Origin of the sequence: Pseudomonas sp. LH1G9, assembly GCF_002949975.1 — a bacterium.
Taxonomy (GTDB): domain Bacteria; phylum Pseudomonadota; class Gammaproteobacteria; order Pseudomonadales; family Pseudomonadaceae; genus Aquipseudomonas; species Aquipseudomonas veronii.
Map to the genome: position 1 here is coordinate 5,427,009 of NZ_CP026880.1, position 13,644 is coordinate 5,440,652.

Below are 13,644 nucleotides of genomic sequence, written 5' to 3' on the forward strand. Positions count from 1 at the left end.
TGCCGACGGCAACCCAGGACCTCGACCACGTTAGGGCGCGTGCCCGTCCGGAGGTGGTAGTTAGATAGCGGGCCGCCCCTATGTCCCCGACTTGATCTTGGTCCACGCCCGCGTCCGGGCGCGCTCGGCGTCGCGGCCCAGGGGTTTGAGGGTATACAGCGTGGCCATCGCCGCCTCGGTGGGGTACAGGTTGGGGTTGTGGCGGATCGCTGGGTCAACCAGTTCCGTCGCGTCTTTGTTCGGGTTGGGGTAACCGACGAAGTCGCTGATCGGCGCGATCACCTGCGGTTGCAGCAGGTAGTTGATGAAGGTGTAGGCGTCCTGCGGGTTTTTCGCGCCTTTGGGCAGGGCGAGCATGTCGAACCAGATCGGCGCGCCTTCCTTGGGCAGGCGCATGTCCACGATCACGCCGTTCTTGGCTTCCTTGGCGCGGTTGGCGGCCTGGGAGAAGCTGCCGGAATAACCGACGGCCACGCAGATGTCACCGTTGGCGATATCGGCCATGTACTTGGAGGAGTGGAAGTAGGTGATGTACGGGCGGACTTTCATCAGCAGCGCTTCGGCTTTTTCATAGTCCTTGGGGTTGCTGCTGTTGGGGTCCAGGCCCAGGTGCTGCAGGGCCAGCGGCAGGATCTCGGACGGCGAATCGAGCAGCGCGACGCCACACTGCTTGAGCTTGCTGATGTTTTCTTCCTTGAAGATCAGGTCCCAGCTGTCCACCGGCGCATCGGCACCCAGCGCGGCCTTGACCTTGTCGGGGTTGAAGCCGATCAGGATGGTGCCGTACATGTAGGGCACGGCGAACTTGTTGCCGGGGTCGTTGGCCTCGAGCAGCTTCATCAGCTTGGGATCGAGGTGGTTCCAGTTCGGCAGTCGGCTGCGGTCCAGGGGCTGGAATACTCCGGCTTCGATCTGCTTGGCGAGGAACACGTTGGACGGCACCACCACGTCATACCCGGAGTTGCCGGTGAGCAGCTTGGCTTCCAGGGCTTCGTTGGTGTCGAAGATGTCGTACACCAGTTTGACGTCGGGGTTCTGCGCCTTGAAGTCTTCCAGCGCCTTGGGCGTGATGTAGTCGAACCAGTTGTAGACCCGCAGGGTTTTCTCTTCGGCATGGGCCGCGCCACCGAGAACGGCGGCGCAGAGGACGAGCGACTTGAGCATGTTCATTGGATGGACCCCTCAAAACCTTCTAGAACGTTGACGGCGTTGATGCCGATTTCTGCCACGGCGTAGCCGCCTTCCATCACAAACAGCGTGGGTTTGCCCAGGCGCGCGATGCGTGCGCCCATGGCCAGGTAGTCCGGGCTGTCGAGCTTGAACTGCGAGATCGGGTCGTCCTTGAACGTGTCCACACCCAGCGACACGACGATGATGTCGGCGTCATAGCGCTCGATCTCCCTGCACGCCTCGTCAAGCGCCGCGCTCCAGCGCGCCCACCCGGAACCGGCCGGCAACGGGTAGTTGAAGTTGAAGCCTTCCCCGGCGCCTTCTCCCAGCTCATCGGCGTAGCCCAGGAAAAACGGGAACTCCGCCTCCGGATGCCCATGGATCGAGGTAAAGAGCACGTCGTTGCGTGCGTAGAAGATCGATTGAGTGCCATTGCCGTGGTGGTAGTCCACGTCGAGGATCGCCACCTTGCGGTGGCCCTGGTCGAGAAACGCCTGGGCGGCGATGGCGGCGTTGTTGAGGTAGCAATAACCGCCCATCAAGTCGCTGGCGGCGTGGTGCCCCGGCGGGCGACACAGCGCGAACGCGCAGTGGGCGCCGCGCTGGATCGCTTGCTGTGCGGTCAACGCGACCTGGGCGGCGCTGTAGGCCGCTTGCCAGGTGCCGGCGGTAATCGGTGCGCCGCCGTCGAAGCTGTAGTAACCGAGCTGGCCGTGCAGGCTGGTGGGCAGCACGCGGCGCAAGGTGCGCGCGGGCCAGGTGTAGGGCAACAGGTCGCCGTCCTCGCCGAATGCGGTCCAGCGTTGCCAGGCACCTTTGAAGAAGTCCAGGTAGTCGCGACTATGGACACGTTGCAGCGGCGCGAGGCCAAAGTCCTGCGGGGCAAGGACCGGGCCCAGCCCACGGGCTTTGACCCGTTGCAGTACGTGGTCGGCGCGCGAGGGCATTTCGAAGCAGGGCATCAGTTGCCCGTCCATCAGTTCACAGCGGCCGTGGTGCAGGTGGTGATCGTCCGAGTAGATCGTCAGCATTTTGTTGTTCTCCGCAGGCGGTATCGGTGCCTGCAGTCTTGCGGGCGGGGCGCTTTATGAGAACGGCAGGAGCGGCCAAAAGGGGATAAATCGGGCCAAATTGTGTGTCCGCAATTCGCCCATCAATGGGGCGTCATGCACGAAATTGGCTCGGCGCCACGCCGCTCCAGCGCACAAAGGCATGCCGGAAGCTGGCGGTTTCGCTGAAACCCAGTTGCTCGGCGATGCGGTAGATCGGCAGTTCATCCGCCGCCAGCCATTGTTTGGCGCGTTCGAAGCGCAGTTCGTCGAGCAGTTCCTGATAACTGCACCCCAGGTCGTGCAAGTGGCGGCGCAGGGTGCGCGGCGAGCAGTTCATCTGTGCGGCCAGGCCTTCGATCCCCGGCGCGGCGCCGAGTTGGCTGGTGAGCAACTGGCGGATTCTGCCCAGCCACGCCTGGCGGCCGGTGAACTCCAGGTTCTGTTTGCGGCACCGCTCGGCCATGGCCTGGTGGGTCACGGCGTCGGCCAGGGGCAGGGGCTGGTCCAGCCAGCGCTTGTCGAAGGCGAAGGCGTTGGTGCCGGCGTCGAACTGCAGCGGGCAGGCGAAACACTCGCTGTAGCGCGCGCGATAATCCGGCGCGCTGTATTCAAAGCGTGCGCCAAGCAGCGCCAGCGGCTGGCCGAGCAGGTCGTCGCAGATCACCTTCAGCGAGGCCAGGCACAGTTCGACGTTGAACATCTGCATGGCCGGGGTTTCGCGATAGTCAGCGGCGGTAAACCAGATGCGCTCGCCGTCCGCCTCCAGGCTCAGCTTGAAAAGTGTTCCCAGCAGCGCCGGATAGCGCAGCGCCAGGCGCAAAGCGTCACCGAAGGTGGCACTCGTCAGCAGCGCGTAACCGAGCATGCCGTAGGCCGATACATGCATCTGGCGGCCCAGCACCAGGCCGACATCCCGGCGCAGGGCCACGGCATTGGCGCATACGCGCATTTCCTGATTGGTGGTAATACGCGTGTCGGCGCGGCTCAAGTCCGCCGCACAGATGCCGCTGCCCGCGAGCAAGGCCTCGCTGGGCAGCCCTTGGGCCTTGAAGGTGTCGAGCACCAGCGACACCGCGTTGAGGGTGGTGAGATGAGCGTGCAGCATCGACGGCTCCAACGTGTCAGGTACGGTGAAAGAGCAAGTTGTGTGCCGTCGGCCGTGTGTCAGGCCAGGTTGAAAAACAGCGTACTGGCCTGACTCTCGTTGATCTCGCTGCGGTGGAATGCCACGCGTTGTGCGCTGCTCAGGTCTTTGGTGGTGTCGGCTGCCGCGCCCAGGCTGTGTTCCTGCGGTGTCTTGAGGCGCGCGTTGATAAACGCCCTGGGCGTGGTCCAGTCGGTCGAGTAGTGGAAGTGTGCATACCACAGCACCTTATGAGTGCTGCGGTCGGTGATGGTGTATTCGTCCAGGTAATCCGGCCGGGTGGATTTGATGCGTCGGCGGCTGATGGTTTTTTTGATGCTTATCGCGTTGCGGGCCTTCAACCATTGCACGCCGGAGGGTGTCGGCGGGTGCTGTTGGGTCATCCTCAGCACATTGTCTACGGATTGTTGATAGAGGGCTGTGGTGGCGTCGCTGAGGGTCTTTTTGACGGTGCTGGCCAGGGCCACGTCGCCTTGCGCGAGGTTCTTCTGGCTCAGGGCTTGCTCGATACTGCGCGTGGCTTGCTCCAGACGCTGGGCGTGTTGATGGTACAAGTATTCGATGCCGATGGGCGTGCGTTGGGCTTGGCTGGCCAGGCCGGTGATCCGTTGTTTGAAGTCCGGTAGGCCGTCGAGCAGGTTCTGGCCGGCGTCCACGCTGGTTTGCAGGTCGATGGGCGTGTTCACCGTTTGTTCGCTCCTGGCCCGTTGCACCCAAAAGCCGTCCGGTTTCTCGTGAAACGTGGCCACCACGGTGTTGGACAGGGGCGAGCGAACATCCACCAGCCCGGTGTCCAGGCCTGTGGCGGACAATTGCGGCTCACCGACGACCATGCCGTGGTAACGGGTGCGGATGAATTTTTTCTGCGGGTGTGGCGGGACGGGCGGCGGGCTGGGGGTGGCTCTCAGCGCGGTGCGTCGGTCGGCCATTTGCGCAAGATGGGTGCTGGCGCGTTTGGTGTACTCGCCGAGTTGGTCGCGCAGGCGGGTCAACGGTTCCGTCAGGGAGACGCTGGGGAATTCCGTGGGAAAGTCCTGCAGGCGCTCGCCCAGCACCGTGAACTGTTCGATCAGGCTGCTCAGGGTCTCGATCTGTTCGTCGATGCGCTTGTCACTGCGCTCGCGCAGGGTGTCGCGCAGGGCCTGGATGGCGATGTCGCAGGCGTCGACAATATGGTCGATGGCGGCCCATGCCAGTGGTGCGCTGAGGGTGGTGGTTTCGCGCAGGCACAGGTTGCGGGCCAAGGTGACTTGCAACGCCTTGAGGTCGCCGCTGCTGTAGGCAGGCAGCAGGCTTTTGGTGTTCTTGATCAGGCGCAGGCCTTCGCCGGGCAGGTCACGCAGTTCGTTGAACCGCGTTTCGAAGTAGTCCAGGCGCTCGATCATGCCGTGCAGTATTGCGTTCATTTGCAGTGCGTCGGGGATGTTGCGCACGCGGGCATCGGCGGCCTGCTTCGCGATGTGGTCGAGGATTGTACGGAGTTTGGGCGTAAAGGCCTTGAGCACTTCGTTGAGCCCGGCCCAGCTCAGGCTCAACTGAGCCTTGAGATACCCCACGGCGCTGTGCAGGTAGTCCGGCGTTGGGGCAAGTACATTCAATTCTTTCAGGTTTTTCAGGGCGGTCTCGTAGTCTGTGCGTTGGGCCTCCAGTTGATCGAGGTAAGCCCTTTGCGCGGCCTGGGCCGAGGTGGGCGGTGCGTCGACCAGTGCCTGATAAGTCTTTTCCAGGGTGTCCTGGGCGGTCTTTTTCTGTTGCTCGAAGGCGGTGATCTGCCTGCGCAGTTGGCTGGCCTGGCGTTCGGCTTGCGCCCGGGCTTTGCGCTCCCGGCTTCTTGAACCGCCGCCACGCAGGCGCAGCCGGGTGTCGATGAACCACTCGCCCTTGAGATTGCCGATCAGAAAGGGACCGTTGCGCGCGGGTTGTTGGGGATCGGTGATCTGCACTTCGTCATTCTCATCCACCGTCACTTCGAACCAGCGTTCGCCGACCTGTGCGTACCATTTATCGAGCAGCGGGTAGAGGTGGCGATGGGGGCCGATGCGCGATGAGGCCTTGTTGCGCACCTTCGGCTTTTCGACCTTGAAACTGTCCAGCAGGCTGCTCAGGTCGCTGGGGCTGCGGTTGATCGCGGCCAGGGTGTGCAGTGCATGCGGGTGATTGCCTGGCAGCTCAACTGCCGAAAGGTTGGCCAATTGTTTGACTGTCACGGGCTTGGCGATCACCTCGGGCCTGGCGGCAGGTTTCGGTGCCGGCTCGTCCTTGCTCAAGGCGGGGGCTGACGGCGCTTCGCGGCTGGCGATGTGCAGGGTCAACACCATGCCCAGGTTGAGCAACAGCCCGGCCAGGGCGGACCATTCGGCCGGTTTGTCCTTCTGCTGTTGCGCGTCGACGACCGCTTGCACCTGATCCAGGATCTGCCAGATCCAGGCGGCGGTGTTCACGGTGCGGCCCAGGAACGGCAGGGCTGCGTTGAATATCAGCCAGCCCGCCTGCTTGAGCGAGGCCCAGCGACTTTCGGCATTCGACGCCGACTGACGGTCGGCCAGCGTGATCAGCGCGTTGGCATTGGCCTTGAACAGTTCGTCGGGCAGCTCGCCGCTGAGCGCTTGCATGCCCAGGTCCATGGGCCCGCTCATCATCACGAGTTTGACCGGGTCCACCAGCAGCGTCACGACTGCCCAGGGCGACGGCAGTTCGCCAGGGAATGCGTAGCGTGCGTAGTCGTCGCGCACATTGTCCGGCAGCCAGGCCAGGACCGAGTCGCGCAGGTGGCGTGATTGGCGGATCGCATACAGCAGGTCGGCCGGTGACGGATATTGCAGCAGTTGTAATTCCGCCATCGGGCGATACAACAGGCAGGGCCCGGCGTTCGCGTCCTGGGGGCCAATCACAAACATGTTGCTCACCACGTCTTGCGTGTCGGCGCTGCGGTTTTTCGGCAGGAAGGCCAGGGGACGAAGAACGATGGCTTGCCCGTCGACCTGACGGTCCGCTGCCTCTGGCGCCAGCACGGCAGCGACGTAGCGATACCCCAGTTCGTCGATCCCGGCGTGTCGGCTCATCTTGTATTGCAAGGCTTGCAGCGGCAGTTGGATGCGCAAATGGCTGCTGTACAGGGCGCGTCGGCGGCTGGATTCGAGCGGGTTGTCGAGCAACTTGCTTTTGGCCAGGGCCGGGTAGTGTTGGCCGACGTCCACCTTGCGGATCAGCGTTTCGATGTATGCCACGGTCAGCCACGCCGGCACGGTGCTGCTGTTGCGCAAGCGCACGCTTTTGTCGCCGAGGGGCAGGCCGATCAGGTTTTGCAGGGCCAGGTCAGCCAGGCTGAAGGTGGTGGTATCGACCTTGCCCGGCAGGGTGAAACTGCCCCACACAATCGGGCTGCGTACCTGAATCTCGATGTTCTCCAGGCGCAGGTTCGCCGCGTCGGTGTGGTCCTTGAGCATTTCGGCGTGCAGTCTGTCGAGCGCGTAGGTCTGGATGTGCGGGATGTCATCGTCGTAGGACTTGCCCGCGTTGAGGCTGTGCAGCGCGGCGAGGTCTTTCAGGTAGCGTGCGTAGAGACTCAGGTCGGTGGTGGAGGCGGACGTCAGCCAGGACGGGAGTGCGTCGAGGTAGGGTTTGAGGTCGGATTGCTTTTCGCCGACCAGCTCTTGGGTGGCCGGTGGCAGGTTGAGTGAGGATTCGCTGGGGGCGGTGCGCCGCAGTTGCTGAGTGTCGAGCTGCCCGATGAACGCAAGCTGTTGGGCAATCAGCGTGCAAGCCTGGTGATCGAAAAAATGCCCGGTGGGTTCGAACAGTCGCCATTGGATGTCAGTGGGTGCATGGCGACCTACGTAGCCGGGCAAGCTCTGGCCCAGTTGCTCCAGCGTGGCGAATTTCTCGTAGCCGTTGAACAGGGAGTACGTGAGGATAAGCGTCTCGCCGTCGTGGTTGCCGATCAGTACGGCAATCGACAGCAGGCCCAGGTGGGTGACGGTCGCGCCGTCGATCTGATCGACGTCCACCAGGTAGGCGCGGCAGGCGAATGCATCGTCGCTCTGGCGGCGTGTCAGTTCAGGCGCAGCGTACAGCGTGCGGGCCATGGCGCAGTCCTGCTCGTCCCAGCCGTCGACGCGGGTCACGTTCCACACCGAGCGCAGCGTGCTGGACAAGGCTTGCCAGTGGGGGCCGGAGGTGCCGTTGCTGGAGTTCCAGAACGCCACTTGTTGTTCCTGGTAGGCGGTGAGCATCACTGGCGCCAGCAGGTTGATCAGGGTGGCGATCTGCGTGATGCGTACCGGCAGGTGGGCGGTGGGTTGCTGGTTTTTCGGCTGGATAAGGTAGTGCGCGCCTTCGATGTAGAGCGCGGGTTCACCTGAGATGGCCTGATTGGTGAGGATGTCAGTGAGGGTTTGGTGCGCGGTGGGGCCGGCGACGATTTCATCGTCGACAATGCCCCATGTCGGCGTGCCGACCATGGCGATGTCCGGGTCGATGCCCAGGTCCGGGTAGAGTTCTTGCAACGAGCGGCGTAACAGCGTGCTGGCGGCTTCCCGGAAGGCGGGGCCGACGCAGAGTTGGGTGACCAGCGTATCGGAGGGGTTGTAACGAAGGGTGGAGGTTTGTTGGCTCATGGGTTCCTGCCTTGCCATTTCATGGACGCTGCCGGAAGAACAGCTTCGGCATGCTAGAAAGCGGCAAGGCAGGGAGGAGGCTAACTATATAGTTGGCCGAGGGTTTTTACGCGGGTTCGGCTGTACGATTCAGGCCAGTTCACCGCACAGATCGAGTTCCACCAGGCGCCGGATGGTCTGGGTGTCGAGCCCGGCGCCGAGCAGCGCGTTGAGTTTGCCGAACGCCGCTTCACGGGTCATGCCACCACCGGACAGCACGCCCACTGCACGCAAACGGCTGCCGGCTTCGTACACGTCCAGTTCCACGCCGCCCTCATGGCATTGGGTGATCGCGACCACGACCACGCCTTGCGCCTGAGCGCGCTGGAGGCTGGCGAGGAACTCGGGGTTATCGCTGGGCCCGGTACCGCTGCCGAAGCATTCCAGGATCAACGCCTGCAGGCCGCTGCCGATCAAACCGTCCAGTTGGGGCGCGCCGATACCCGGCACCAACGGCAGCACGCCGACATTGGCCAGGGCCTTGGGCTGACGGTAGTCCAGCGCTGCAGGAATCGACGCGGCGCGGGCCACGCCGCCCTGGCGTTGCAACGCGGCGAACGGGTGACGCCCGAAGCTGCGGACTTTCGCGCAGCGTGTCGGCGCCATCAGCGTGCCGTGGAAGTACAACTGCACACCCGGCGCCAGGCCTTGGCCCAGGGCCAGCAGCGCACCGCTGACGTTTTCCCAGGCATCGCTGTCGGGTACGCCGGCCGGGAGCATGGAGCCGGTGAACAGCACCGGCGCCGGCAGGCCCAACAGTTGGAAGCTCATGGCGGCTGCGCTGTAGGCCAAGGTGTCGGTGCCGTGCAGGATCAGCACCGCGTCGCAACCGTCGTCCACGGCTTCGACCACGGCAGTGCGCAGGCGCTGCCAGTAGGCCGGGGTCATGTTGGCGCTGTCGATTAGCGGCGACATTTCCCGGAAGCGCCATGTAGGCACTGGCTGGTTGGCGAGTTGTTCGCGCATGCGGGCTTCGAAACCGGATGCGGGGGTCAGGCCGTTGGCACTGGCTTGCATGCCGATGGTGCCGCCGGTGTAGAGCACCATGACGTTGTTAGCTGCTTGCATCGAAAATCTCCTGAACGAAAAACGCCGCCAAGCCCAGAGCATGCCCAAGGCCAGGCGGCGTGTCATCTGCGCTTAGCGTTGCGACAGTGCGATCGATTCAGCAGGCGCTTTAGCGGCAGGCTCCGGTTTCACCGGGTTGGCCGGCCAGGCCTTGCGGTCCAGGTCCAGGTCGGGGAACTGGCTGGAGTCGAACACCGGGGTCTTGATCCCCGCTGCACGCTGGTTGTCGTAGTCATTCAGGATACGCATGGCGATCTTGAACAGGAACGCCAGGGCGAACAGGTTGACGAACGCGAGCATCGTCATGGTGATGTCGGCGAAGGCGAACACGGTGCTCAGGTTCTCGATCGAACCCCAGAAAATCAGCACCAGCACCAACGCGCGGTAGCCCATCAGCACCTTGCGGTTGTTGCCGACCAGGAAGCGCAGGTTGCTCTCGCCGAGGTAGTAGTTGTACATGATCGAGGTGAACACGAACAACGCCAGGGCCACCGAGATGAACATCCGGCCCCAGTCGCCGACCACGGCCGCCAGGGAGTTCTGGGTCAGGGCAATGCCGTCGCCTTCAAAGCCTGGGGTGTAGAAACCGGAGAGCAGGATCAGCAAGGCGGTGCAGGTGCAGATCACGAAAGTATCGAGGAACACGCTGAACGCTTGCACCACGCCTTGGGCGATCGGATGTTCCACCGACGCGACCGCCGCCACGTTAGGCGCACTGCCCAAACCGGCTTCGTTGGCGAATACGCCGCGCTTCACACCCATGATGATCGCACTGCCCACCAGGCCGCCGAAGGCCTGGTCGAGGCCGAACGCGCTCTTGACGATGGTCGCGAGCATGGCCGGCACATGGTCGAATTGCAGCACGATCACGTAGAGGGTCACTGCGATGTAGACCAGGGTCTTGACCGGCACCAGCAGGTCGGCGATCGAGGCGATCCGCTTGATCCCGCCGATGAACACCAGGCCCAGCAATGCCGCCAGGGCCAGGCCGGTGTAGGTGGTGTCGAGGCCGAAGGCGTTGTTCAGCGAATGCGTCACGGCATGGGCTTGCAGGCCGTTGAAGGCAAAACCGAAAGTCACCAGCAGCAGGAACGCCATCACCATGCCCAGCCAGCGCTTGTGCAGGCCGTGCTGGATGTAATAAGCCGGGCCGCCGCGGAAGGTGCCTTCGGCGTCGGTGCGCTTGTACAACTGGCCCAGGGAGCACTCGATAAAGCTCGAGGACATGCCCACCAACGCGGTGACCCACATCCAGAACACGGCACCGGGGCCGCCCAGGGTCACGGCAATGCCGACACCGGCGATGTTACCGGCACCGACGCGGCCGGCCAGGCTGAGCATCAGCGCCTGGAACGAACTGAGCTGGTCGGAGCTGTTTTTCAGGCTGTCGCGAAACACCGAAAACATGTGGAAAAAGTGACGCAACTGAACGAAACGCGAGCGGATCGTGAAATAACCGCCGAGCCCGACAATGAGCACGATCAGTACTTTCCCTGAGAGGAAGTCGTTGATGACTTCGAGCATGGAGTGTTCCTCGCTGATTTTTCTAATGGCAAACGCAGGACGGTTCGACGCTGTCACTTGGCACCAGGCAGTGCGCGACGGTTCGACCGGATCCTTTTGCGGGTGTTGTTATTCATGCGTTTTCGCGTGTGTCCGGGCCTCGTTACCGATGGCCGCTGGCGCGAAGAGGGGCGGCACTATACCTAGGCGAACGTGATCCGTCTGCCTGGGCTGATTAAAGGTTTCAGCCAGGGCGTGGCGGGCAGGGGCGATATTGGAGTTTTTATGGGCGTCATTTCACAACCTTGAGACAAAAAAAGGGCCTGAAGAACGAGCCTTCAGGCCCTCAAAAGGTGAGAGGTGTCTAGTCCCTCAACCTGGTGAGCGGTGCAACAAACGCTTAGGCCTTCAGCGGGACCAAACGTGGAGCAATCATGTTTTCGGGGCGCAGGATGTCGTCGAGCATGGCGTCGTCGAGCAAGCCTTCTTCGCGCACCAGCTCCAGCACGCCGCGGCCGCTTTCGAGGGCGATACGCGCGATGCGGGTGGCGTTTTCATAGCCGATGTACGGGTTCAGCGCGGTGACCAGGCCGATGGAGTGCTCCACCAGCTCACGGCAGCGGGCTTCGTTGGCGGTGATGCCGACGATGCAGTGCTCGCGCAGCATGTCCATGGCCCGTTGCAGCAGGCGGATCGAGTCGAAGATCTTGAAGGCGATCAGCGGTTCCATCACGTTCAACTGCAGTTGGCCGCCTTCGGCTGCCATGGTCAGGGCCAGGTCGTTGCCGATCACTTGGAAGGCCACTTGGTTGACGGCTTCCGGGATCACCGGGTTGACCTTGCCGGGCATGATCGAGCTGCCAGGCTGGCGGGCCGGCAGGTTGATCTCGTTGATGCCGGTACGTGGGCCGCTGGACAGCAGGCGCAGGTCGTTGCAGATCTTCGACAGCTTCACCGCGGTACGCTTGAGCATGCCGGAGAACAATACGAAGGCGCCCATGTCGGAGGTGGCTTCGATCAAGTCCGCCGCCGGCACCAGTGGCTGGCCGCTGATGGTGGCCAGGCGTTGTACGGCCAGGGCCTGGTAGCGCGGGTCGGCGTTGATGCCGGTGCCGATGGCGGTGCCGCCCAGGTTCACTTCGGTCAACAGCTCCGGCGCCAGGGTTTTCAGGCGGGCCAGGTCTTCGTTGAGGGTGGTGGCAAAGGCGCGGAATTCCTGGCCGAGGGTCATCGGCACGGCGTCTTGCAACTGGGTACGGCCCATTTTCAGTACATGGTTGAACTCGACACCTTTAGCGGCGAACGCCTGGATCAGGCTGTCGAGGCTGGCCAGCAGCGCGTCATGGCCCAACAGCAGACCCAGGCGGATTGCGGTCGGGTAGGCGTCGTTGGTCGACTGCGCCATGTTCACGTCGTTGTTCGGGTGCAGGTACTGGTACTCGCCCTTGTTGTGGCCCATGGCCTCCAACGCGATGTTGGCGATGACTTCGTTGGCATTCATGTTGGTTGAAGTGCCGGCGCCGCCTTGAATCATGTCCACCACGAACTCTTCGTGGAAGTCGCCGCGGATCAGGCGGGCACAGGCTTCGCTGATCGCAGCGTGCTTGGCTTCGCTGAGCTGGCCCAACTCGCGGTTGGCGTCAGCGGCGGCTTGCTTGACCATTGCCAGGCCGACCACCAATTTCGGGTAATGCGAAATCGGAACGCCCGAGAGGCGGAAGTTATTCACCGCTCGCAGGGTCTGGATGCCGTAATACGCTTGAGCAGGTACTTCGAGTACGCCAAGCAGGTCTTTTTCTGTGCGGAATGATGCAGCGGAGGACATGACGGAAATCATCTCGATATGGACCCGGAACTGGCCGGAACGCTGTGAATGCTAGGCTTGTGGAAGTTTTTGGGCCAATGCTGTTAAACACTGGCCTATGCACAAACGGCATAATAGGCGTGTGACCCGGCTATCATGGCGGGCGTGTGTGCCAAAATGGTGCATACCCGTGGGAGGAACTGATGAACCTTGAGAGCAAATGGCTGGAAGACTTCAGCGCCCTGGCGGCGACGCGCAGCTTTTCCCAGGCTGCTGAGCGGCGCTTTGTCACCCAGCCGGCGTTCAGTCGACGTATCCGCAGCCTCGAAGCCGCGCTGGGCCTGACCCTGGTCAACCGCTCGCGCACGCCGGTGGAATTGACGGCGGCGGGGCAGTTATTCCTGGTGACCGCGCGCACGGTGGTCGAGCAGCTCGGTGAAGTACTGCGCCATTTGCACCATCTGGAAGGCGGGCAGGGCGAAGTCATGCAGGTGGCGGCGGCCCACTCCCTGGCGCTGGGCTTCTTCCCGCGCTGGATCGCGCAGTTGCGCAACGAAGGTCTGAACATTGCCACCCGGCTGGTCGCCACCAACGTCGGTGATGCCGTGCATGCCCTGCGCGAAGGCGGCTGCGATTTGATGCTGGCGTTCTACGACCCCGACGCGGCAATGCAGATGGACCCGGAGATCTTCCCGTCACTGCACCTGGGCAATACCGAAATGCTCCCGGTGTGCGCCGCCGATGCCGAGGGCAAGCCACTGTTCGACCTGGAAGGTGAAGGCAGTGTGCCGCTGCTGGCCTACAGCGCCGGGGCATTTCTGGGGCGTTCGGTGAACCTGCTGTTGCGCCAACGTGCCCTGCGCTTCACCACGGTTTACGAAACCGCGATGGCCGACAGCCTCAAAAGCATGGCCCTGGAAGGCCTGGGCATCGCCTGGGTGCCGCAACTGAGCGTGCGTGCCGAGTTGGCCCGGGGTGAGCTGGTGGTCTGCGGCGGTCCGCAGTGGCATGTGCCATTGGAGATTCGTTTGTACCGCTGTGCCTTGGTGCGTAAGGCAAACGTGCGGTTGTTGTGGCGCAAGCTGGAAGGTGGTGCCGCGCAGAATACGTGAGTCCAGCACCGCTTAACTGTGGAAGGGGTTTTGTGGGGTTTTCGCTGACTCTTAAGTCAATAAAACCGCCGGTTTGCGCCGCTAGACAGATGGTCATTCCAGGGGCTGTTTATCTGCGTTATTACGGTATACTGCG

The 13,644-nt window shown here is 62.9% G+C and carries 8 protein-coding genes; 1 reads left to right on the top strand and 7 read right to left on the bottom strand.

Annotation, left to right across the window (positions count from 1 at the left end; all coding sequences use genetic code 11):
• Positions 1–78: 78 nt before the first annotated feature.
• The 7 genes from C5F70_RS24990 to aspA all read right to left on the bottom strand — a co-directional run bounded on the left by C5F70_RS24990 (position 79) and on the right by aspA (position 12,417).
• Entirely contained in the window at positions 79–1,170 is a 1,092-nt protein-coding gene (locus C5F70_RS24990; RefSeq protein ID WP_017850018.1) for a polyamine ABC transporter substrate-binding protein, read from the bottom strand.
• Entirely contained in the window at positions 1,167–2,201 is a 1,035-nt protein-coding gene (locus C5F70_RS24995; RefSeq protein WP_017850017.1) for a histone deacetylase family protein, read from the bottom strand. The genes C5F70_RS24990 and C5F70_RS24995 overlap by 4 nt, the downstream gene beginning before the upstream one ends.
• Before the next feature lie 133 nt (positions 2,202–2,334).
• Positions 2,335–3,327, bottom strand: coding sequence for an AraC family transcriptional regulator (locus C5F70_RS25000; protein WP_104904227.1), 993 nt, complete (start codon positions 3,325–3,327; stop codon positions 2,335–2,337).
• A 59-nt stretch (positions 3,328–3,386) separates the two neighbouring features.
• Positions 3,387–7,982: a hypothetical protein gene (locus tag C5F70_RS25005; RefSeq protein ID WP_104904228.1), complete on the bottom strand. Its 4,596-nt coding sequence runs from the start codon at positions 7,980–7,982 to the stop codon at positions 3,387–3,389.
• A 129-nt stretch (positions 7,983–8,111) separates the two neighbouring features.
• Positions 8,112–9,089 carry an asparaginase gene (locus tag C5F70_RS25010; protein ID WP_102618757.1) on the bottom strand — a complete coding sequence of 326 codons (978 nt, stop codon included), beginning with the start codon at positions 9,087–9,089 and terminating at the stop codon, positions 8,112–8,114.
• Positions 9,090–9,161: 72 nt separating this feature from the next.
• On the bottom strand, positions 9,162–10,613 hold the full coding sequence (locus tag C5F70_RS25015; protein WP_102618756.1) for a sodium:alanine symporter family protein: 1,452 nt from the start codon (positions 10,611–10,613) through the stop codon (positions 9,162–9,164).
• 379 nt (positions 10,614–10,992) lie between these two features.
• Positions 10,993–12,417 carry an aspartate ammonia-lyase gene (aspA, locus tag C5F70_RS25020; protein ID WP_017850012.1) on the bottom strand — a complete coding sequence of 475 codons (1,425 nt, stop codon included), beginning with the start codon at positions 12,415–12,417 and terminating at the stop codon, positions 10,993–10,995.
• A 182-nt stretch (positions 12,418–12,599) separates the two neighbouring features.
• On the opposite strand from aspA, the gene C5F70_RS25025 reads away from it, so the two are divergent.
• Positions 12,600–13,508 (top strand): LysR substrate-binding domain-containing protein, encoded by a 909-nt coding sequence (locus tag C5F70_RS25025; protein WP_017850011.1) that lies wholly within the window; start codon positions 12,600–12,602, stop codon positions 13,506–13,508.
• The last annotated feature ends 136 nt before the right edge of the window (positions 13,509–13,644 follow it).